At 36.4% G+C, this 23,051-nt stretch carries 21 protein-coding genes, 1 tRNA gene and 1 other annotated feature; of the genes, 5 read left to right on the top strand and 17 right to left on the bottom strand.

Features of this window, described 5'->3' with window-relative positions; genetic code table 11:
- Positions 1-66: 66 nt before the first annotated feature.
- On the top strand, positions 67-1,305 hold the full coding sequence (locus I589_RS15205; RefSeq protein WP_010767189.1) for an aminopeptidase: 1,239 nt from the start codon (positions 67-69) through the stop codon (positions 1,303-1,305).
- A gap of 726 nt (positions 1,306-2,031) precedes the next feature.
- Here I589_RS15205 and I589_RS15200 read toward each other — a convergent pair.
- A complete protein-coding gene (locus I589_RS15200; protein ID WP_010767188.1) occupies positions 2,032-2,874 on the bottom strand; it encodes a helix-turn-helix domain-containing protein in 843 nt (280 codons plus the stop codon).
- A gap of 481 nt (positions 2,875-3,355) precedes the next feature.
- Here I589_RS15200 and I589_RS15195 point away from each other — a divergent pair, with 481 nt between their 5' ends.
- Positions 3,356-3,796, top strand: a complete 441-nt coding sequence (locus tag I589_RS15195; protein ID WP_010767187.1) for a GNAT family N-acetyltransferase — start codon at positions 3,356-3,358, stop codon at positions 3,794-3,796.
- Between the two features lie 54 nt (positions 3,797-3,850).
- Here the strand turns inward: I589_RS15195 and I589_RS15190 are convergent, their stop codons facing one another.
- From I589_RS15190 to sfsA, 15 genes are all read right to left on the bottom strand, one after another.
- Positions 3,851-4,621 carry an ABC transporter permease gene (locus I589_RS15190; protein ID WP_010767186.1) on the bottom strand — a complete coding sequence of 257 codons (771 nt, stop codon included), beginning with the start codon at positions 4,619-4,621 and terminating at the stop codon, positions 3,851-3,853.
- On the bottom strand, positions 4,614-5,549 hold the full coding sequence (locus I589_RS15185; protein WP_010767185.1) for an ABC transporter ATP-binding protein: 936 nt from the start codon (positions 5,547-5,549) through the stop codon (positions 4,614-4,616). The genes I589_RS15190 and I589_RS15185 overlap by 8 nt, the downstream gene beginning before the upstream one ends.
- Positions 5,550-5,690: 141 nt before the next feature.
- On the bottom strand, positions 5,691-6,005 hold the full coding sequence (locus tag I589_RS15180) for an ArsR/SmtB family transcription factor (protein WP_010767184.1): 315 nt from the start codon (positions 6,003-6,005) through the stop codon (positions 5,691-5,693).
- A 162-nt stretch (positions 6,006-6,167) separates the two neighbouring features.
- Positions 6,168-6,239: transfer RNA gene (locus I589_RS15175), tRNA-Arg, on the bottom strand.
- A gap of 194 nt (positions 6,240-6,433) precedes the next feature.
- A complete protein-coding gene (locus I589_RS15170) occupies positions 6,434-7,624 on the bottom strand; it encodes a GNAT family N-acetyltransferase (RefSeq protein ID WP_010767183.1) in 1,191 nt (396 codons plus the stop codon).
- A gap of 55 nt (positions 7,625-7,679) precedes the next feature.
- Complete coding sequence (locus tag I589_RS15165) at positions 7,680-8,093, bottom strand: DUF3284 domain-containing protein (RefSeq protein ID WP_010767182.1); 414 nt, start codon at positions 8,091-8,093, stop codon at positions 7,680-7,682.
- Positions 8,093-8,287 (bottom strand): DUF3188 domain-containing protein, encoded by a 195-nt coding sequence (locus I589_RS15160; RefSeq protein WP_010767181.1) that lies wholly within the window; start codon positions 8,285-8,287, stop codon positions 8,093-8,095. Before I589_RS15160 ends, I589_RS15165 begins: the two co-directional genes overlap by 1 nt.
- Positions 8,288-8,308: 21 nt before the next feature.
- Complete coding sequence (locus tag I589_RS15155; protein WP_010767180.1) at positions 8,309-8,530, bottom strand: hypothetical protein; 222 nt, start codon at positions 8,528-8,530, stop codon at positions 8,309-8,311.
- A gap of 115 nt (positions 8,531-8,645) precedes the next feature.
- Positions 8,646-10,052 (bottom strand): PTS sugar transporter subunit IIC, encoded by a 1,407-nt coding sequence (locus I589_RS15150; RefSeq protein ID WP_010767179.1) that lies wholly within the window; start codon positions 10,050-10,052, stop codon positions 8,646-8,648.
- Positions 10,053-10,182: 130 nt separating this feature from the next.
- Positions 10,183-10,503, bottom strand: a complete 321-nt coding sequence (locus I589_RS15145; RefSeq protein ID WP_010767178.1) for a PTS lactose/cellobiose transporter subunit IIA — start codon at positions 10,501-10,503, stop codon at positions 10,183-10,185.
- A gap of 25 nt (positions 10,504-10,528) precedes the next feature.
- On the bottom strand, positions 10,529-10,852 hold the full coding sequence (locus I589_RS15140) for a PTS sugar transporter subunit IIB (RefSeq protein WP_010767177.1): 324 nt from the start codon (positions 10,850-10,852) through the stop codon (positions 10,529-10,531).
- A gap of 136 nt (positions 10,853-10,988) precedes the next feature.
- Positions 10,989-13,712 (bottom strand): sigma-54-dependent transcriptional regulator, encoded by a 2,724-nt coding sequence (locus tag I589_RS15135; protein ID WP_010767176.1) that lies wholly within the window; start codon positions 13,710-13,712, stop codon positions 10,989-10,991.
- A gap of 56 nt (positions 13,713-13,768) precedes the next feature.
- Positions 13,769-15,046, bottom strand: coding sequence for a DEAD/DEAH box helicase (locus I589_RS15130; RefSeq protein WP_010767175.1), 1,278 nt, complete (start codon positions 15,044-15,046; stop codon positions 13,769-13,771).
- A gap of 21 nt (positions 15,047-15,067) precedes the next feature.
- Positions 15,068-16,069 (bottom strand): Gfo/Idh/MocA family protein, encoded by a 1,002-nt coding sequence (locus I589_RS15125; RefSeq protein ID WP_010767174.1) that lies wholly within the window; start codon positions 16,067-16,069, stop codon positions 15,068-15,070.
- Positions 16,070-16,087: 18 nt separating this feature from the next.
- Positions 16,088-16,822 carry a DNA/RNA nuclease SfsA gene (gene sfsA, locus I589_RS15120; protein ID WP_010767173.1) on the bottom strand — a complete coding sequence of 245 codons (735 nt, stop codon included), beginning with the start codon at positions 16,820-16,822 and terminating at the stop codon, positions 16,088-16,090.
- A gap of 150 nt (positions 16,823-16,972) precedes the next feature.
- Between sfsA and I589_RS15115 the strand changes: the two genes are divergently transcribed.
- The 3 genes from I589_RS15115 to zwf all read left to right on the top strand — a co-directional run bounded on the left by I589_RS15115 (position 16,973) and on the right by zwf (position 19,698).
- Positions 16,973-17,320, top strand: coding sequence for a DUF4828 domain-containing protein (locus tag I589_RS15115; RefSeq protein ID WP_010767172.1), 348 nt, complete (start codon positions 16,973-16,975; stop codon positions 17,318-17,320).
- 190 nt (positions 17,321-17,510) lie between these two features.
- Positions 17,511-18,158 carry a transcriptional regulator EfaR gene (efaR, locus tag I589_RS15110; RefSeq protein ID WP_010767171.1) on the top strand — a complete coding sequence of 216 codons (648 nt, stop codon included), beginning with the start codon at positions 17,511-17,513 and terminating at the stop codon, positions 18,156-18,158.
- A gap of 13 nt (positions 18,159-18,171) precedes the next feature.
- The gene (gene zwf, locus I589_RS15105; protein ID WP_010767170.1) at positions 18,172-19,698 is read left to right on the top strand and encodes a glucose-6-phosphate dehydrogenase; all 1,527 of its coding nucleotides are present in this window, start codon (positions 18,172-18,174) and stop codon (positions 19,696-19,698) included.
- A gap of 213 nt (positions 19,699-19,911) precedes the next feature.
- Here zwf and ileS read toward each other — a convergent pair whose 3' ends face one another.
- On the bottom strand, positions 19,912-22,707 hold the full coding sequence (gene ileS, locus I589_RS15100) for an isoleucine--tRNA ligase (protein ID WP_010767169.1): 2,796 nt from the start codon (positions 22,705-22,707) through the stop codon (positions 19,912-19,914).
- A gap of 58 nt (positions 22,708-22,765) precedes the next feature.
- Positions 22,766-22,984, bottom strand: a binding site (T-box leader).
- Between the last annotated feature and the right edge of the window lie 67 nt (positions 22,985-23,051).

The raw sequence follows: 23,051 nt of genomic DNA, 5'->3' as shown, positions 1-23,051 counted from the left end.
TCTGATTCCTGTTAAATGTTATCATATTCATGTTTACTAAAATATTAATTTTCAGGAGAGACGTATATGACATTAGAAAATTTTAATGAAAATCTAGAAAAATATGCACGTTTAATTGCTGAAGTAGGAGTCAATGTTCAAAACGGCCACACGGTTGTTTTACAAATTAGTGTTGATCAAGCACCTTTAGCTCGTTTAATTACAGCGCAAGCATATAAACTTGGAGCAGCTGAAGTTCAAGTACAATGGACAGATGAATTTGTTCAAAAAGAATTTCTGAGCTTTGCAGATGAATCAAGAATCACCGAAGTACCTCAATATAAAGTAGACCAAGCTGATAACTGGATAGAAAAAGGAGCGAGCCGAATTAGTGTGGTTTCTTCTAACCCTGATTCTTTAGCTGGAGTTGATTCTGATCGCGTCGCCGCTTATCAAGCAGCAGCTGGAAAAGCAATGATGAATTTACGTAAAGCAACACAAGCAAACAAAGTCAGCTGGACTGTTGTAGCAGCTGCCAGCACTGAATGGGCGAACAAAGTCTTTCCGGAACTCTCTACTGAAGAAGAACAAGTAGATGCTCTGTGGGATGAAATTTTTAAGACCACCCGTATCTATTCCGAGGATCCTGTTGCTGCATGGCAAGCACATGATAAAAAATTAGAATCTAAAGCAGATGAGCTAAATAAAGAGCAGTTTACTGCCCTACACTACACTGCTCCTGGAACAGATTTAACTATTGGCCTTCCAAAAAATCATCTATGGGAAGGGGCGGGAAGCTTTAATGCGCGAAATGAAAAATTCATGGCAAATATGCCAACTGAAGAAGTGTTTACTGCTCCTGATAGTCGTCATGTAGATGGCTACATCTCAAGTACAAAACCACTAAGCTATGCAGGAACAACTATTAACGGAATGAAATTTACGTTTAAAGATGGACGTGTAACTGATTTTTCCGCTGAACAAGGAGAAGAAGTTTTAGCAAAACTCCTGGCTATTGATGAAGGGGCAAAACATCTTGGTGAAGTCGCGCTTGTTCCAGACCCATCACCAATTTCTCAATCAGGAATTATCTTTTATAATACGTTGTTCGATGAAAATGCATCAAATCACTTAGCTCTTGGTTCAGCCTATGCATTTAACCTTAAAGGTGGAACGCAAATGAGTGAAGAAGAATTAACCGAAGCAGGACTAAACAGAAGCCAAACACACGTAGACTTCATGGTTGGTTCTGATAAGATGAATATTGACGGAATCCGTGAAGACGGAAGTCGTGTCCCTGTATTTCGTAATGGAGACTGGGCTTAAGATAAACAGGTTGAGACAAAATGAGGTGCGCTCTTAAAGTTGCACACAAATTAATTAGCCAACTGACTGGTATGAATTCGGTATTGAACCGGACTCATACCAGTCTATTTTGCTTACTCATCAGTTTCAAAAAAATGGTAATCCTAATAAAAATTTTAATAATTAGTTGAGCTAGAAAGATTATTATTTCTGGCCATTCCATAAATAGATTGTCATTTTTTGTAATTATATTTGATGAATTTCGAGTTATTTTATTTATTGGAAAATCGCTAATTTTTTAAGACAAAGTAGAAAAATAGGCGCTTTTTTAGAATCATTCAATTCTCATCAGTTTTAGTCGTATTAAAGAGGATCTAAATAGGATGATTTCATAGCAGTTAGTATAAACAGACGTCTTTAAGTAGGAATCCTTCGCAGCTATGCTACTCCTAAAAGTAAAAACTTTAAAAATCATCTTGCACTCGAACAGAGTTTTGATGAAAACTATCCGTCTCCAAAATTCTCTAAACTACCCTATCTTTATAAAAAAATCCCTTAGACAAGACTTTATTTAGCCGATTGTATAAAGGACTATCACCACTAGTTAACCTCATTGGAAAGAAGATTCTCCGTCTCTTCTTTAGAAAGGAGTTTCTAATCTACAGCACCAGTAATCTTTCTTTTACTATTTTTAACCACAAGTTTGAACATAAACGAGTCCTTCTTTTCCAGGTAATCAATTATAAATTAACTCTTTTTTAAATCTGCTCTAATAATTGCCAACATTTCTGTATTCTTCGTCAGTTCAGCTAGTTGTTCAGCAAACTTATATGCCTCTCTTCCCACCTCTTCATTGAGCGCTCTACAATTAAATGCTCGCTCGTATGCAAGATGTACTAATCCTAACAGGGACATATTTTCAGTACAAATAGAAATTCCAACATCGCAATAATCTATCGCCTTTTGATATTCATTTTTGGAAGAGTAATATTTAGCAATATTGTAATACACAGTAGATAAAGCTTCTTCCCGCTCGTATCCGCGACTTAATTCAGCCAGTCTAACAGATTTTTCAAAAAAAGCATCTGCCTGCTTTGTAAAACCTTTCGTAGCATAATAGATACCTAATAAATTATTGGATAGTATGGTAATAATTGATCCCTCATTTGTCGCATGTTCAAGAGATTGATATAAATTATACAGTGTCACATCATCTTTTCCATTCCTAAATAATGAAAGTGCTCCGATACAGTGATAAGCTTCTTGTAGCTGATGTTCTTCTAGCTCATCCATCACCTCAACTACATCCTTAAGTAAAATTTCAGCTTCCTCATATTTATAATATCGTATCAGCTTTGTAACTTTTTTTAGAAGCCCTTGTACTTGACTCTTGTGCACCGTAACAGTGATATCGTTTACCTCTAACCCTAATCGATTACAGATAGCTGTAATGATTTGCATATTGTTTGCTGTATTTTTCTTTTCAATATTACTAATCGTCGCTTGTTTACAAATACCCTTAGCTAATTGGTTTTGGGTCATATTCAATTGTTTTCTCTTCTTTTTAATTAGCTGACCGTTAATTTGCATAGTTCTCCTCCGAACATTTTCTTACTGCATAATCATAACAATTAAAGCAGGACTTATGTTATAATATTATATAATAAAAATAATGATAAAGGAAGGTGTATTGGTGATGGGATTAGCAGAACTATGTGAATTAATCATTGGTCCATTAGGAAATGCAGGCTGGATTACAGCTGTATAATAGAACCTGATAAAGCCGTCTTTATGTTTTGTACAAGAGCTGATAGAGCCATACATAACTATTTTTAGTTATGTATGGCTCTCTCTTTGTATATATTAAAACCTTGAGTATGTACTTATCAATTTTTTAGGATAGACCTTTCCTAAAATTTACTATCTCCATCTATTCAGAATATAGCTAGCTACTCTCCTTAATTCTATTTGAATTATTCCTTCATTATAAAATACAGAGACAATTTAAAACTTGCACCTCTCCACTATGGAAGTTATCATATAATTAACTAAACATTAAGGAGAGCTTATAGTGAACTTACAAATCAAAGAACTATCATCTAACTACTTGGAAGAGTGCGTAGATTTAGCCATAGCTACTTTTACAAAAGAACCGTGGAACGACGTCTATGAATCAAGAGATCAAGTAGTCACTTTTTATAAAAACCATTTAAAAAACAACTATTTTTTAGGCTATGTCGCGCTTCTTGAAGGAAAAGTTGTCGCACTAAGTGTTGGGATGAAAAAACCATGGATTAAAGGGATGGAATATTATATAGATGAATTTTGTGTCGACTACAATCTGCAGGGAAAAGGAATTGGTTCACTCTTTCTCAATAGCATCGCAGATGATATTGAGAAGAAAGGGTTAAACGCGATTATGTTAAACACGGAAAAAGGATATCCTTCAGAAGCATTCTACATAAAAAATGGCTTTACTATAGAAAAAGAGTTGATTATTCTAACACGTTAAAAAAAGAGCCTCTCGGCTCTTTTTTTAACGTGTCAATCGACTTATGTTACCTATTTAACTTCTTAAGCCTTTCCCTTTATTGATTAAATACCAGCAGACAGAATAAAGAACAACGATAAATAAAACTAAAATTGTAATAGATAGGTAGATGGGAACATCTGTTGTTCCTAAAAAGCCAAATCGAAAACCTGAAATCATATATACAATTGGATTAATCTTTGAAATAGCTTGCCAAACGGGCGGTAGCATAGAAATTGAATAAAAGACGCCTCCCAGATAAGTTAACGGCTGTAAGACAAACGTAGGAACAATCGAGACATCATCATATGATTGAGCAAAGATACCATTAATTAATCCTGCTAACGAGAATAAAATGGCCGTCATCAACAGCGTTAAAATGACAATCGCCCATGAATGTACGTGGAGTGGTACAAAAAACAAGGAAATGATAGTCACCAATGACCCCACCAGTACACTTCGACCCAATCCGCCAATCACAAATCCCCAAATAATGACGTGCGTAGGTACAGGAGCTACCAAAAGCTCCTCAATGTTTTTTTGGAATTTCTGTGAAAAAAAGGAAGAAGAGACATTAGCATAAGAACTGGTAATTGCAGACATCATAATCAGCCCTGGGACGATAAATTCCATATAAGAAAATCCGCCCATCTCACCGATTCGTCCACCAATCATTTTTCCAAAAATAACAAAATATAAAGAAGTTGTAATTACTGGTGGTACTAATGTTTGCACCCAAATTCGTAAATAGCGATTCGTTTCTTTTACAGCTAAGCTTTTTAAAGCAGTCATATATAAATTAAACATTTTTATCCTCCACATGATGCGTTTCTTCAGTAATTTTCAGGAATAACTCTTCTAAACGGTTGGATTTGTTCCGCATAGAAAGTACTTTAATTCCCTGAGCTGTCAACTGTTCAAAAATTGCATTTACTCCTTGATTGCGTTCTACCTCAACCTCAAGAGTCTGTGCATCATCAAGAACGCTCTTATAGCCTATAATTTCAGGTGCTGTCTCATAAGGAGCCAAATCAAAAATAAAGGTTTCAAACTGCAGCTTAGATAATAATGACTTCATACTTGTATTTTCAATTAATTCTCCGGCTTGAATGATTCCAATATTTCGACAAAGCATCTCTGCCTCTTCCAGATAATGTGTGGTTAAAATAATTGTTGTTCCATTTTCGTTAAGTTCTTGTAAAAAAGCCCACATATCTCGTCTCAGCTCGATATCTACCCCAGCTGTTGGTTCATCTAGAATCAAAAGACGTGGCTCATGCATTAATGCTCTGGCAATCATCAATCTTCTTTTCATTCCACCCGAAAGCATTCGTGCACGAACATTTCTTTTTTCCCATAAATTCGATTGCTTTAAATATTTTTCACTACGTTTTAAAGCTTCTTTTCGTGAAACACCATAATAGCCCGCTTGATTTACAACAATTTGTTGAACTGTTTCAAATGGATTAAAATTGAACTCCTGCGGTACTAACCCAATTTGCTGTTTTGCACGAACTAAATCTGTATCTAGGTCATAATCAAAAACTCGAACTTGACCAGATGTTTTATTGACTAAGGAAGTAATAATTCCAATCGTTGTTGATTTTCCCGCTCCATTGGGGCCTAAAAGCGCATAGAAGTCACCTTCTTCAACCGATAAATTGATTCCACGAAGCGCCTCCACCCCTGTATCATATATTTTTTTTAACGCAACAATTTCAAGTGCATTTGCCATTTTCCTATCCCCTAACAAAATTTATTCTTTACGTAATTACGCAAATAAATAAATGAATCATTTTTTCTAAAAGTACTCTCATCTCTTTGCTTTTGATTTATGTACACAGTAATTCGACCGCACATCTGAATCAACAAGTCTCTATATTTTCTTTTTATATGCAATTTGCTCAGACACGTTCTTATCTTTTCTAAAAAGCTGCGTCATTGAGCACATAAACGATTCAACAAATTCATCGTTCAATGCATAATAGTGCCACTGGCTCTTCTTACTAACAGAGACAATTCCAGCCTTCTCCAACACCTTCATATGATGCGAAAGCGTCGGTTGAGTAAACTCAAAATGCTCCAACACATGGCAACCACACATCGTCCCCTGTGATAGTATATCAATAATTTTTATCCGATTAGGATCAGACATGGCTTTAAGCACAGAAGATAAATTTTCGTCATTCATTTTCTTTCCTCCTTACATAGACGACTACCTATATATAATATAGATAAGTATCTATGTAGTGTCAAGCTCAATTCCCCTTCAAGGAGTTTTCTATTTTTAGACCAAAATAAAAAACTCCCCGTTTGCTCTATCAAGTTGAGAAGTTTACCTAGTTGTCTATTACGCTTCCTGCTGGAATCGAACCAGCAACTAGGTCTTAGGAGGACCTTGTTATATCCATTTAACTAAGGAAGCCTGATACAAATTATTTCATGCACTTAAAAAGAAACATACTAGATTATTCTAAATCAGTGACTGGAAACTGTCAATCTTGTTTCATGAAATAATATCTTTGTTTCTACCCTAAAGGGAAGATTCATTTTTGTAAAACAAAAAAGAAAACAAATAATTTTGTGCCTCGCATCAAAATCATTTATTTTCTTTTTTAATTAGAAGTAATCTTCCAAAATAGGTTGTTGGTCGACTAAACAATCAGAGAACTGATTTAAAATAGAAGATTCTGCTATTATTCGTCCATAAAAAGCTAGCTCTGATGCCTTTTTATAACCAAATAACAGCTGAGTAATTGATTGGATTGTAGATTCAATAACAGGTCCATTCACTTTCTCTTCATCATTTATCTTTTCCACCTTGGCTTTGCCTTCATCCGAAATAGATAAATGATAGATTCCCTCATTCCATTGTGCAAATGGATCTTCTGTAATCTTCAAGTAAAATTCTCCTGAATGTCCTTTTTTAAATGGATATTTTTTTAAAAATCGTTCAATATTAACAATTCTTCCCATCATATCTGGACGTATACTCATAGAAAATCGCGCACTAGGTAATAGATAATTTAAGTTGCTCCCTGTATAGGAAGATTCATATTGAAACTCTTGAAAAACCCCGCTGTGAGATCCAATAAACCCAACAATTCCACGTAAAGCCTCTGGTGTTAAATAGCCAATCTCTTCAATTATACAAACCGCACCATCTACGCGGTAAACAAGATAGCCTTCGACGATTCCTTCCGCATTTTCATATTGCGCAAATTTTTTTCCTGGCTTCATATTGAATTTATAATCTAGCCACCAATCTTCACGCTTAACTGCTCCACACTGATAAATCGGCATAGCTTGATAAATTTGACTGATTGAATTTTTTATTTCTTCATAGCTCATTCGTTTCATTTTACCAATTGTTTTTCCTACTCTGGGCCATTCAGAAGAAGGCAACTTATACAAGATTCGCTCAAATAATAATTCAAAGCCATAGCGACGATAAAAAGGATATGAAAATGGCGCAAGGTAAGATAAATCAATTGCTTGATCATTCAAATCTTTTAGAAGATAAGTCATGGTTCGATTAATCCCTCCTTGCCCTCTATATTCAGGATATGAAGCGACAAATCCAACGCCAGCCATCGAATAGTCCTGCCCATGGAAGTCTATAGTAAATGGGGTTGCCATTACTTGACTTGTTAATGTCCCATCTGCTACATCGCCATAATTCCATGAATGCTCTGCCATACACTCAAATCGCGCACGTGAGTCCTCTGGATTTTGAAAATTAAATGCATAACTAGCCAAGTCAAACATTTGTGGAATAAAATCATCTGTTAATTTTTTTGCAATACTCATCTTTTTTCCTCCTAACTGATAAAACAAAAAGAAAAGGCGTCCAAATTAGACCCCTTTAATACGATTCTTCTATCATGGTTAGCATCTTTTTGAACTGACGCTTTTTGAAAAAGCCTAAAGCTATTCCCAACAAAAAGTCATTTGCTTTTTGAATAAATCCAAATGATTCCATCGTTTCAGAATAATGAACTTCGCAGCTTTTTTCATCTATCGGACGAACTTCATATTGTACGACATAGGAATTACGCGTAGTTGAAGTACGAAAATGATACGATTGGTTTTCAACGAATTTTTCTATTTTTATTCTCGCCCGACTATCTTTTGAAAATTGCTTAACATACTCATAATTTCGCAATTGTTTTCTTGTGACAGATTTTCCTGTTGCTTTTCGGATATCAAATATCACAGAATCCACAACTTTGTCGAAGAAAAATTCTGCGGGAATATTTAGTTTTTTCACGATTTCCATTATTTATTCCCTCCATCCTCTTTTTTCTTAAGATCTTCTTTCTTCTTGCCTTTCATGAAGAAAAAGACACCCAAGCCAATAAGAGTAAATCCTGTAACCATACTTAATATGTCGTATTGCATGTTCTTAGGATTCAGGCTGTATAAAATAATCAAAAAGCCGATACTGCATAAAAATAAACCATTTTTAACCATTTTCATCCGTCCAATCTTTAGTTAAACCGCCGCTGCTTGGAAGAAAAGTACACTTCCCCAAGGTTCAGCTTTAATCAGCTCTTTTGCTTTCTTTGCTGCTGCATCTTTATCATCAGCACTTGTTTCAAAGAATAATTTAATTCCTTGTTTTTCTTTAAAAGTAAATGTAACCCCATCTTCATTATATGCTTCTAGTAATTCTTTGATGGCCTCTTGTTGCATCGCACTTGCAATACTAATCATAAATCATTCCTCCTTTATATCTATTGTAACGATAACTAGTTCATATTTCAAATAGTTAAAATGAAAGGAAAACCGCTTCACCTCAAGAAGCGATAGCGGTTTTCACTAAAAAGTTTTATTCACCTAATGATGGATCAACTTTATTTGCTGCAATTACGAATGGTGTCCAGATAGCAAATGTGGCAAGCATACTTACCAAGGTTACTACTGGTGCACGCCAGTCAGCTCCTGTTGCTAAGAATGATAGCAAGAATGGAGGAGTTACCCAAACCACTTGTTGTGATACTGGATTTACTAATCCAAGGTCTGTTGCAAAGTAGCCGATTGCTACAGCAACAACTGGAGCAACTAAGAATGGAATGAACAATAGTGCATTAAGCACGATTGGTAAACCAAACATAACTGGTTCGTTGATATTGAATAGTCCAGGTCCTACAGATAGTCGAGCAACTGTTAGGAAATCTGCACGTTTAGAGAATAGCAAGATTGCAAGAATCAAGATAATTGTACCACCAGATCCACCGAACCATGCAAATGCATCCCATGAACCACGTACCCATTTATATCCATCTTTCAATACTGCATCCATACCGCCTTCTTGGAATAAGTTCACGTTTTTCAATTGAGCGACGCCGAACACACCTTCCAAGATTGGTGCTAATACGTTAGGTCCATGAATACCGAAGAACCAGAAAATTTGTACGAATAATGTAACAATTACTACTGCACCAAAGCCTTGAGACAACCCTAGCAATGGTAATGCAATTGTTTCTTGCAACCAAGCGATAAAGGTAATGTCAACCACTTTAGAGAATAACCAGTAGAATACAGCCACAGCGTAAAGAGCAGCTGTTGCAGGAACAATCGCAGCGAATGCTTTTGAAACTGCAGGTGGTACTGAATCAGGTAATTTGATTGTAATATCAGCTAACATTAATTTAGCAAAGATAATAGTAGAAACAAACCCAATAATCATAGCTGTAAAGTAGAAGTTACTGTCCATGTTGTTTAATGGAATCCAACCCCAAGCACCAACATTCAATTGATCTGCTGTTGCAGACCAGCCAGTCGTTGCTGAATTTGCATTAATTGAATCAACTAATTCAGGGCTAACTACAACATCTTTTAAAGCGCCTGAGAATGAATAAGTTACTCCAGCAATTGAAGCAGATAGTGATACGATACCACCAGCTAAATCATTTACACCGTAAGCACGAGCTAAGTTGTAGCCCCATGAAAAGGCGAAAATTAAACCAGCGATTGCCAAAGTACCATTCCAAACATACCCATTAATTTGAATGATTTCTTTGATTACAGGAATCGTATTTCCATCGTATCCTTTCACAAATTGCGGTGGTAAATCACGAATAATTGCGTTAAGCATAACCGCCACTGAGCCGGCCATTGTTGCTGGCATTGTTCCGATAAAAGCATCACGCAAAGCAACTAAATGTTTTTGCGCACCAATTTTTGCTGCGATCGGAAGGATGTACTTCTCTAACCAAGCTGTTAATGCATTCATTTTATAATCCTCCTATAAGTTCGTATATATATAAGGAAGCTAAGCTTCTTTATATCAAAAATAATTAAAAATCCGTTCAAAAATTTTTAAACTACTTTTCCCAATCTTCCGTTCAAAAAAGAATAGGTGTTTATTTTTCGTCTAGACGACGATATAACGCAATGATTTCTTTTGCTAAATCAGTAAAAGCAATTGCTGTCATTAAGTGATCTTGACTGTGAACAGTTAATAGAGTCACTTCCATGTGGTTTCCTTGCGCTTCTTGCGTCAATAAACCAGTTTGAGAATGGTGTGCTTCTACTAATGAAGCTTCTGCATCTGCAATCTTTTGATCTGCTTCCTCAAATTCACCTTTTTTTGCTGCTGCAATGGCTTCCATTGCATCGCTTTTTGCGTTTCCGCCGTACATGATTAAGCCCATGATTGCTTCTAAATTCTTTTGATCTTCCACTATTCTGTCCTCCAGGTTTCCACTATTACTTGTTGTCGATTAATTTTTCAGCTTGTGCTAATACTTTTTCGCCGTTCATCATTCCATAATCTTGCATGTTGATTACATCCAATGGAATTCCTTTAGGTGCTAGTTTTTGTTCAAATTGCGCTTTCATGAAACGAACTTGTGGGCCTAAAAGTAAAACATCCACATCTTTTGCTTCTAAATTATTATCTGCATCTGATGCTGATACCGCAAAGATATCTGCTTCTACTCCCTTTTCTTCAGCTGCTTTTTGCATTTTTGTTACTAATAGACTTGTGCTCATTCCTGCAGAACAAACTAACATGATTGTTTTTTTAGCCATTTTTCTCCACTCCTCTTACAATTTTTGACTACACTTTATATTAATGCAAAAAGCGTGCCAAAATAAAAATAGACCAAAAGAACGGTTTCACGCCCTTTTGGTCTATACAGATAGTGTGCACACTGACTATTTGTTGTTACACACTAAATTTGTGTGTAATATCCAGACTGCTTTTAATCTTATTTTCTATAAACATTTGTACGAGATAGGCAATTTCATCTTCTGATATCGCGATACGATATGCTTTTTCAACCGCCATAAGATTCGTCCGAATGACATCAGACTCCAAACGATATTTTTTTGAAAAGTCTGTTAGGTTGGGAAATACTCGACTTTCATCCCCATTAATTAATCCATCTATTAAGAAAGCCAAATGAATGACAATCCCTGCATCTACACCCGGTTCAACAATAACATGCATGTCTGTTTGAATCTGATGGACCGTTTTTTGTAAAATTTGAATCAGTTTTTGTAAAGAAGAAACATTAGTAATTGTTCCTTGTAAAGAAGAGACAATTTTTTCAACAGGAATTTCATCTCCAGCAATTCTTTTTAGGATATTTAACTTTTCATCATCAAAAATGTCCAGTGCAGAGAAAAATGGAATGTTTTGATATTCTACATCAACTGTTCCAGCTATCGCCTTGATTTCATATTCCTCCATCAGACTATCTATATGTTTTTTAAATGACTCACGCTCGATGAACTGCATTTGAATAATCTCTACTTTACTTTCATCAACAACAGGAACAATCCGTTCATATAATTTTGCTGCAACTCCTTCACCAGTAAAACAGGTCACAATTACTGCTTTTTTAATTTCCTCTCTGTCTTGTGGAATCACTTTGAATTGTTGACGGACAATACTCTCAAAAGACATCTGAATATTTTGGTAAATATCTTCTAAGCTTCTACCCACGTTTGCCATGCGGATTGCTTCAAGCACAATCATTGTACTTGCCATTGTAATTGCTTTTGTGCGAATACCGGTTTCTTCATAAATCATATTCCCAAATGAATTCAGTGAACCCATGTCTGTTAATAGTAATACTCCATTTGTTAGTTTCTCTTTATTTTTCTTAACATAATAGAGTAGCTGATCGTACATTGTTTGTACTTCCATCGTCAAAGACATATTCATTGCTATTCCTGAATTAACTCCTAACAGCTCTTGGGCTGTTTCAAGCATACTTGAAGCAGTTGAACTGCCATGCATTAAGACTACTACACCTACATTATTTTCTTTTATCTGTTCTTTTTCACCTACATTAATCGAAAGAAACATACTGATAAAGCCAATTTCATCAAAAGGGATTTCAATTTGTTTTTCTTCTTCAATCAAGCTAGATAAGTCGATAGCTACTTGAAATTCTTTTTTTAAATTTTTCCGGACATTATTTAAGTCTGGGTGGACAATAAGGTGTCCTTCCTTTACTCGTTCAATGGTGCTTTGTAGATGAAGCGCAAACGCAAACCGCGCCTTTTCATTGTACTTTCTATCTAATCGAGTTTCTGCGATATCATAAAGCTGATTCGTTAAATCCCATATATCTCCTGGTAATAGTTCTTTGTGTATTTCACTTTGTGCCAGCTCTTCAACATAGGTTTGAAAATACGCATCTACATCCCTTGAAATAAGCGATTCCAAGTCTATATTCTCTAGTCCATCTTGTGATAGAGAGGAAACCTTTTCTTCTATCTCATTATATACCTGCATATCTCTTTCAGGGTCTTGAGACCAGACGACATCTGCGGTTCCTGGCTCAAAAGTCAGATAATTACTTTTCCCTTCCGCAAAATAATCTAAGCGATCTGGAAGCTCTTTTACTTTTAATAAGCCTTTTTGCACTTGTAAGGATAAATCTTTTTTATAGATTACTAAACGTTTCTCGTCATGCGTTCGATAATGTAAAAATGCTTTAGCACAGACCAGTTTTAAATCTCTTTTTATCTGACCGATGTTTCCTTCTGCTTCATAGAGCATAAATGCAAGAATCGCATCACGTTCTACATCGATTCGTTGATTCAAGCGGTTTGCCTCTTGTTTAATAAACAATGAGATAATTTCATAGCGCTCATCAAGTGAACGTGAATCCAAATTAGGGAGTGTAATAGACATTGGAATTCGTCGATTAAATGTTGTTAAAAACGATTCTGAGGATTCGGTAGTCGCTCCGATAATTTGAACAGATGCATTATAGACCTGCTCACTTTCTCCCAGTGGTCGATAAACCCCTTTATCAATAAAGGTAAAGAGCATTTCTTGTCCTTCAGGTGGTAAACGATGAATCTCATCTAAGAATAAAATCCCTCCATCAGCCTTGGCCATTAATCCCAAGCTATCTTCTGTTGCTCCCGTATAGGCTCCTTTTCGGATACCAAAAATATGTCCAAACAAGAGCTGAGGATTTTGTGCATAATCCGCACAGTTAAATGAAACAAAAGGTGCATCTTTTTCCAACGTGTTTGAATCTACAGCAAAACGATACATACATTCTGCAAACATCGATTTCCCTGTCCCTGTTTCACCAAAGATAATAGTGTGTAATCCTTTAGGTGGGTACAAAATAGCCGCTTTTGCTTGCTGGATACTTACCTTCAAAGAATCGTTCTCGCCAACAAGATTATCAAAAGAAACGTCCGTAGAGCTGTCTCCAAACTCACTCTCACGTTCTTCAGCCATTGAATAAACAACTGGACGTCCTGAAGATTTAGTTATTTTATTTTCTTTAAATAATTCACTAAGGTATCTACTTGCGTTGCTACGGTCAATCTCTAGGATTTCTGCAACTTCAGCGGCAGTCATCCCTTGTTTTTTTTGCTCCAGAGTTCTCAATATTTCGCTTTTTCTTGAATTCACAAAAAGCCCTCCTATTTTGAAACGCGTTTCCCTTATATAGTAACACAAAGAGGCGCTTATTTGCGCCTCGCACCTTTGTTTTTCTGATTTTTTTGTTTCTTCTTTTTCCTGTTTTTTTGCGGTTCTGTTGGCTTGTGTGCAATAGGTTTCGGACTTTTTTCCTTTTTCACAGCTTTAGTGTGCAAGTTTTGTCCGCTTTCTTCAGCTACTGGACGTTCGGTGTGCAGTTCTCCGCCATGAAGAAAGACTTCCGACAAAGAAATTTCTAACCCTTTTGCCAATCGTTTTAAATCATCAATTGTTCCAGGAGACACCAGATTTAATACCACACCGGGAGTTCCCATTCGTCCCACTCTACCTGAACGGTGAATATAGCCTTCTTGCGTCATTGGAATGTCGGCATTTACAATATAAGGAAGTGAGGGAATGTCTAATCCTCTGGCTGCAACATCTGTTGTTAACAATTCTACAAGATTTCCTTCACGAAATTGTTGAATCGCCATTTTTCTCATCAATTTATTCTGATCTGATGCCAAGCTTGAAACTTCTACGCCGTGATGAACGAGTTTTTCTTCTGCTGCACCCATCTCTCCTACTTGATTAAAGAAAACTAACGCTTGAAATCCGTCAACATAGGCAAGACGTCGTAAGCTGTCCACTTTTTTTCTTTCTGGAACTCGTAAAAAAACGTGCCGTACTTCTCCTTGACTATCATCTTCTTCTGTCACATCAATAACATGAAATTTAATGTTTTTTAGTGATTGAATGGTTTCTAGTGCACGGTCTGCCGTTGCTGAGAAAAATGCCAGTTGATAATCGACAGGCGCTTGCGTCAAGATTTGTTTAGTTAAATTTTCTGTTCCTTCTTGAAACAATTGATCTGCTTCATCCATTACAATTGTTTGGAATTGATGTGCTTTAACTTTCTTTTGTTTCATTAGCTCCAACACACGTCCTGGTGTCCCAACGATTATCTCAGGCTTTGTTTTTAAGCGTTCTAGTTGCCTTTTGACATTTGCCCCGCCAATAAGCGGTTGAACCTTTAATCCAATCTCTACGGCCCATTGTCTGGCTACTTCTGTTACCTGAATTGCCAGTTCCTGTGAAGAAGTCAATATTAGTAACTGATTGGCTTCCCCCTTTTTAACGTTTAATAATAAGGGTAAAAGATAGGCTAAAGTTTTACCAGAACCTGTTGGAGAAATCCCAACGACATCTTTTTTTCCCATCAAAGGGGAAAAACTTTTTTCTTGAATAAATGAAGCGGTTTGAAAACCAGAATCCTGCCATTTTTTTTGCCAAGGTTCTGGAAGTTTTGATTGATAATCAGTCATAGTGATTAGGGTTCCTCTTTCTTACTTACTATCGGCATCAAATATGATACCTGCGCTCTTTCTTAAATCATAAATTACTTGGTTTACATTTCTTGCCAATTCAACCCATTCTTCGTACAGTATGCCGTACTTTGAATCAGTAGGATGAGAGATCACTTTTGCAAAATTAAGTGCTTCCTCAGCCATTGGGTTTTCTGCAGGATGTATCTCAATTTTCTCACGTTGTTTCAGATTTCGGTCATGATAGACAACATCCTCTATTGCATTTACGCCATTTAATACAAGTGTTCCTTTATCAAAATAGACTTCAGAGGTTGCATAAGAATCGCCAATTTTTCCTGGTTGAATCGTTACATCAAACAAATCATAACGAAGAATTCCCCAGCCTAAGCCATCTACACCTGTTGAGACTTTTCGGGCAAAATAATGAACTTCATTGGGCATACCGAACCAGGCAACTGCTGTATAGACAAGATAAACTCCTAAATCCATTAGCGCGCCCCCTGAAAAATGTGGTGAAAAGATATTTGGCTCTCCGCCATCCAAGACTTGATCATAGCGAGAAGAATATTTCATATAGGTAAAGCTTGCACCTAAAATCTCATTTTTTAATGGTAACAAATCGCGGACCTTTTGAAAACCTTTCTCATGAAAGTTTCGAGCGGCTTCAAAGAAAAAGACATGCTGCTCATTTGCCAAGCTGATTATTTCATCCATTTCTTCTGGTGTTGAAAATGCAGGCTTTTCCACAATAACATTCTTTCCTGCTAAGATTGCCTCTTTTGCATGACCAAAATGTAGACTGTTGGGTGAAGCAATATAGACTGTATCCATATGTTGAATACCAAAAAACGTGTGCAAATCAGTCGCATACTCCACTTCACCGAAAGGTTCACCAAACGCCTGTGCAGTCGCTAATTTTCTCGAATAGACAGCTGTAAGTTCATATTCTCCAGTTGATAATGCTGCTTCAACAAATTGTCCACTAATCCAGTTTGTTCCAATGATTCCTAAATTTATCATTGCTTCAACCTCATTTCATCATATTTTATTTGGATCTTCAAAAGGATATTCCAATTGAAACTCTATCTGATTTTTTATCAGAATCTCTTCTGGTGTTACATGACAATTATACGCTAAAACTTGCAGTCCGTCTTGTTTGCCCTTTTGAATAGCTGTATAAAGAGCTGGTTGCATATCTGTATGAATAGTCGCTAATTTTACTTCTTCAAATTGAATAATAAACAAAACATAGCATTGATAACCTTCCCTTTGTGCAAGTGTCAGTTCTTCAACATGTTTTAATCCTCTTAGACTAGGAGCATCTGGAAACGCACCGATTTGATAATTTTCCAGCGTCATTCCTTTTACTTCAACAAAGATTTTTTCTGACTGATTCGTTTCAATATAAATATCAAACTTTGAATGCTTAAAGGTCTTTTCTCGTTTCAGGTGAATAATCTCTCCCGAAATACCAGGTAGTTGAATCTGACCAGAAAGGAGTCCATCAGCTGCTAGCGCATTAGGAATTTGGCTATCAATATTAAACCAAGCTTCTTTCTTTTTAATCGCAACCAAATCATAATCTGTTTTTCTGGTTTTACTAGGACAATAAACAAGCGCTACCTCAACCCCCGGAAAAAATACTTCTTTTCCTCTCCCGGTATTTTTCACGTGAGCAATCACTTCTTCTCCTGTATCGATCAATTGACAATGGGCAATAAAACGATTAGGGCGTTCAATAAATTTTGCAAGACAAACATTTGTGTATTTCATAGGTCACCTCTTTTATATCCTAGCACAAATAGAAGAAAAAAACTGCTTGTTCAGACCTTCGACTGATGTATTTCTTTCTATGTTTGGTATAATAATAAAGTGAGCTTTTTTGGTTAGATATTATGGAATAATAAAAGGAGTGACTTCAACTTGAAAAAAAGATTATCACTATTCATCGGCGCCTCTTTACTTGGTTTGGCTGGTTCGCTTGTCTTACGAAAAAAACGACCTCTTTCTTCTTCTGAAGATTATTCTCTTTTTATCGGAGAATGGCGCTTTTATGATAAAAGTAAGGAATTACATACTTTATCTGTAAAAGATGATTATTCTATCGTCATCGATGAGCAACCAACTAAAACAATTCTTGTGGAATTAAGCATGAATCGTCTTGTTTTTCAAGATGAATATGGCTACCATTTAATTATTGAAACAAAGAATGACCAACCGACTTACTTTTATGACGAAGCTGACGATGAGCGTTATCAACTTTACAATTAAATACCGGTTAGCATCTGTAGCTCTCTTTTTCTAGGGCTTACAGGTGCTTTTCATTCTCTTTTTCTTTAGACTACTCTATTTTCAGAAAAATCCTTTTTTTATTCATGTTTTTTTCTTAAAAAATAGTCAAAGGTTCTTTTTTTTGATACACTTAAGCATGATGGTTTCTACCATGAAAGGAAGGCAAAAGATGACACCAAATCGTGAAGATTATTTAAAACTCATTTTAGAACTCGGAGGCGACGAAAACAGTGTAAGCAATAAACAAATTGTTTCTGGTCTAGGGGTGTCTGCAGCTTCTGTGAGTGAGATGATTTCAAAACTTGTGAAGGAAGGACTTGTGCAGCATTCTCCTTACAAAGGGGCTCAATTAACTGAGGATGGACTAAAAAAAGCAAGCGCATTAATTCGTAAGCACCGTCTTTGGGAAGTTTTTTTAGTGGAACATTTGAACTTCACTTGGAATGAGGTACATGATGATGCAGAAGTTTTAGAACACGTAACCTCCTCACATCTTGCCAAACAGCTTGAGGAATATCTCAATCATCCGTCCTATTGCCCCCATGGTGGTATGATTCCAAAAGAAAATCAAATTATTCACGAGAAGCTTCGTGAAACCCTCACAGGTTATCCTGTGAACACAAAAGTTCGTATTGCGCGCGTCTTAGATGAAAAAGACTTATTAGATTATTTAGTCTCCATTGACTTAAATATTCATGATGAATTTATCATCAAAGATATTGCTGCCTACGAGGGTCCGATTACTTTAGAAAATGAAGATAAACAAATTGCAGTCAGCTACAAGGCTGCTAGCACAATTTTTGTTGATAAATTATAAAGGAGCTATAATTATGGCAAATGAAAATACTGTCCTCTTTACCATCTTTGGTGGAACAGGCGACTTAGCTAAAAGAAAACTCTATCCCTCATTATTTCGCCTTTTTAAAAAAGGCAATCTAGGCACTCATTTTGCAGTGATTGGTACTGCACGTAGAGAATGGAGCGATGAGTACTATCGTGACATTGTCCGCGAGACGATTCAAGACCTGAATCCTACAAACGAAGAAGCAGAAGATTTTTCTAGTCATTTTTATTATCAATCACACAATGTAAATGACTCAGAGCATTATGACACTTTAAAAAATTTAGCTGATAAATTGGACGAACAATACAATCTAAATGGAAATCGACTTTATTATCTTGCGATGGCGCCACAATTTTTTGGAACAATTGTTTCTCATTTAAAATCTCAAAAAATCATCACAGACAATGGATTCAATCGTTTGGTCATTGAAAAACCATTTGGGTCTGACTACCAATCAGCTTATGAATTAAATCAGCAGATTCGTCTAGCCTTTCCAGAACAAGATATTTTCCGTATTGATCACTATCTTGGAAAAGAAATGATTCAAAATATTTCTGCTATTCGATTCGCTAACAATATTTTTGAATCTCAATGGAATAATCGCTACATTGATAATGTCCAAATTACATTCGCAGAAAACTTAGGTGTTGAAGATCGTGGTGGCTATTATGAACACAGCGGTGCATTGAAAGATATGGTTCAAAATCATATCCTGCAAGTAGTTTCTTTACTTGCAATGGAGCCTCCTGTAGCCTTCTCAGAAAAAGAAATTCGCACAGAAAAAGTCAAAGCATTAAATGCGATACGCGTCTATGATGAAAAAGAAGCTTTAAATAACTTTGTTCGTGGACAATATGGAGGCGGACAACTCGATAATCAAACCTATATAGACTATCGACATGAGGAAAATGTTTCTGAATCCTCTGAAACTGAAACGTTTGTCGCCGGTAAGTTTATGATTGATAATTTCCGCTGGTCGGGAGTTCCTTTCTATGTTCGCACTGGAAAACGATTAACAGAAAAAGGGACAAGAATCAATATTGTCTTTAAACAAGTTCCAGTAAATGTCTTCAAACCTTCTATTGAAGGAACATGTGAAAATAGCGATCTTCCACCAAATGTACTAACCATTTATATTCAACCAACTGAAGGATTCTCGATGACACTAAATGGAAAAGAAGTCGGCCAAGGATTTAATACTTTGCCTGTAAAATTAGACTTCCGTCATAGTGCTGAAACGGTTAGTAACAGTCCAGAAGCCTATGAAAAACTTATTTTGGATGCCTTGAATGGAGATGGTACTAATTTCTCTCATTGGGATGAAGTTGCACAATCTTGGCATTTAGTAGACGTCATTCGTTCTTCTTGGGATAAAACTACACCTGATTTTCCTAACTATGCAGCTGGAACAATGGGACCAAAAGCTGCATTTGACTTATTAGAACGAGATGGTTTCCAATGGATTTGGGAACCAGATGTCTGGTATCGTGAACGAGGAAAACTGGATAAATAAAAAAACATTAAAGGGGTTAGAACGATTCTGTTCTGATCCCTTTAATGTTCATATAAAAAGAGCGAATTACAATAGTTGTTTCCAGATTTTTTAAAAGTTGGGGATAGAAGGAACAACTCCTTCTTGTTAAATTATGGAAGCTTACTTTTCAATGATGTACAGCATCCACTTTGTTCTCAGGGTTGAATACTCCTCTCGTCAATCTTGCTCTTTCTACTCTTCAAATCCTTCAGCTACAGCTTCTGGATAATTTTCTTCAACAATATGAGCACAACGTCCACATAAATGTGGTAATTTTTCGTTTGATCCTACATCTTTGCGTACTTGACGACAACGATCACAAGTTTCTCCATCTGCTTTTTCAACTAGAATGGCTACATCGTCAAATTTCATTGCATTTTCTGGTGCTTCTTCTGCTGCATCTGCAATCGTAAAGTAGTCGGGTGATACAATTAATAGTTGTGCCAAATCAGCATCTACTGCTGTTAAAAGACTACGAACTTGTTCACTTGGATAAACTGTTAATTTTGCTTCAAGAGACTTCCCAATCAGCTTTTCATTTCTAGCTTCTTCAAGTGCCTTCAATACATTATCTCTAAAGTCCATAAAAGCATTCCATGTATCAAGTAATTCCTCTTGATTAGCAAATTCTTCATAACCAGGAAATTCAGCTAATTGAACAAATTCTTCATCTTCTTTCAAGAATGACCAGATTTCTTCTGTTGTATGGGGGATGATAGGCGTCAATAATTTACTTAAAGCCACCGCTGTTTCATAGAATACAGTTTGCATACAGCGGCGTTGATAATCAGCCTCCGCTTCAATGTACACAACATCCTTCGCAAAATCTAAATAAAATGAAGATAATTCAACTGTTAAGAAATTGATAACCGTTTTGTAAATATGAATAAAATTATATTTTTCATATCCTTCTACTCGAATTTCTTTGATTACTTGATTCAAACGTACCATCATATATTTATCAACTGAGCGTAATTCTTCAAAAGAAACAGCATCTTTACTTGGTTGGAAATCAGTTGTATTTGCTAGTAAGAAACGCATTGTGTTACGAATTTTACGATAAACTTCAGAAACTTGATTTAAAATTTCCATAGATACACGTACATCAGATTCATAATCTACACTGCTTACCCACAGACGAAGAATATCTGCACCCATCTGTTTAATCACTTTATCTGGAAGGATTGTATTTCCTAAAGATTTGCTCATCTTACGGCCTTCACCATCAAGGGTAAATCCTTGTGACAAGACTGCTTTATAAGGGGCAACTCCGTTGATTGCAACACTTGTCGTAATACTCGAGTTGAACCAGCCACGGTACTGGTCAGAGCCTTCTAGATACATATCTGCTGGGAATGTTAACTCTGGGCGCTGACGCAATACTGCTTCATGCGAAGAACCAGAATCAAACCAGACATCCATAATATCTGTTTCTTTCGTAAAAGTTCCATTTGGAGAGCCAGGATGAGTAAACCCTTCTGGTAAAAGATCTTTTGCCTCACGTTTAAACCAAACATTTGATCCATATTCTTCAAATAGTCCAGCAACATGTTCAATTGTTTCTGGTGTGATGATTGCTTCTCCATTTTCAGCATAGAAAATTGGTAACGGAACCCCCCAAGCACGCTGTCTTGAAATTACCCAGTCTCCACGGTCACGGATCATATTATAAAGACGTGTTTTTCCCCAAGGAATAATCCAGTCTACTTTTTCTACTTCATCCAAGATGTTTTGGCGGAATTTATCAATAGAAGCAAACCATTGTGGTGTTGCTCGGTAGATAACTGGTTTCTTACTACGCCAATCATGTGGATAGCTATGAGTAAAGAAGTCAAGCTTCAAGAGCGCCCCTTTTTCCTCTAACAGCTCAGTAATCATTGGATTCGCTTTATCATAGAATACACCTTCAAATCCAGGTGCTTCTTCTGTAAAAACTCCCTTGTTGTCAACAGGCGACAACACTTCTAAATTATATTTATGACCAGCAATATAGTCATCTTCCCCATGTCCAGGTGCAGTATGAACAAGTCCAGTACCCGCTTCAAGTGTCACATGGTCTCCAAGAATGACTAATGATGTTCGATCATAGAATGGATGTTGGGCTTCCATGTATTCCATATCTTTTCCAGAAAATTCTTTTAATACTTCAACAGATTCCCATCCAATTGCTTCTTTTACCGTTTCAACTAAATCTTTTGCGATAACAAGTTTACGGTCATCTGCTTGAACCAATACATACGTATAGTCAGGATTTACTGCAATTGCTTGGTTTGCAGGCAACGTCCAAGGAGTGGTTGTCCAAATAACAAATGACGCATCCTCATCAACAATTCCTTTTCCATCTTTTACCGGAAAAGCAACGTAAATTGATGCCGATTTCACATCTTTATATTCAATTTCCGCTTCAGCAAGAGACGACTCACTTGAAGGAGACCAGTAAATAGGTTTTAATCCTTTATAGATATAGCCTTTTTCGGCCATCTTGCCAAATACACGAATTTCCGCAGCTTCATAAGAAGGATTTAATGTAATATATGGATCTTCCCAATCCCCTGCTACACCTAAACGCTTGAAGTCTGCTCTTTGTGTATCTACCTGTGAACGTGCATATTCTTCACATTTTTCACGGTACTCAGCTAGCGTCATTTCTTTACGCTTCACACCTTTATTAGTTAAGACCTGTTCGATAGGTAACCCATGAGTATCCCAACCAGGTACATATGGTGCACGAAATCCTGACATTGATTTTGAGCGAATAATGATGTCTTTACTGATTTTGTTTAATGAATGACCTAAATGAATATTTCCGTTGGCGTAAGGAGGTCCATCGTGCAAAACAAATGTTGGTTTGCCTTCATTTAATTTTTGACGACGTTGATAAATCTCATTTTCTTCCCATTCTTTTTGCCAATCAACTTCCCGATTTGGTAAATTCCCGCGCATTGGAAAAGCTGTCTTGCCAAGCTGTAGCGTTTCTTTCATTTTCATACAGTGTGTCGCTCCTTTATTTAAAGTTTTTATTTGTATATAAAAAAACACGTTCATCCCAAGGGACGAACGTGTTCGTGGTACCACCCAATTTTAGAGTTTTTTAGAAAAACTCACTTGTGTGATTACTAACGGAATCACCCGCTATTTCCTACTCTCTTCAGAAATAGACATACATAGAGGATCTTTCTGTCTGTAGGGTCTTGCCAAACTCACACTATCTTTGGCTCGCTTAAAGAATATCAGGCAGATTTTCTGTTCTATTCATTGTCATCATTATCTTCAGTTGTTGATTCAAACCGGCTCATCTGTTGTTCAACAACTTCTTTTTCGTTAATTAATAA

This window comes from Enterococcus phoeniculicola ATCC BAA-412 (assembly GCF_000407505.1).
Lineage (GTDB): Bacteria > Bacillota > Bacilli > Lactobacillales > Enterococcaceae > Enterococcus_K > Enterococcus_K phoeniculicola.
The sequence above is the reverse complement of the archived record's forward strand: the minus strand, read 5'-3'. Positions and strand labels throughout refer to the sequence as shown.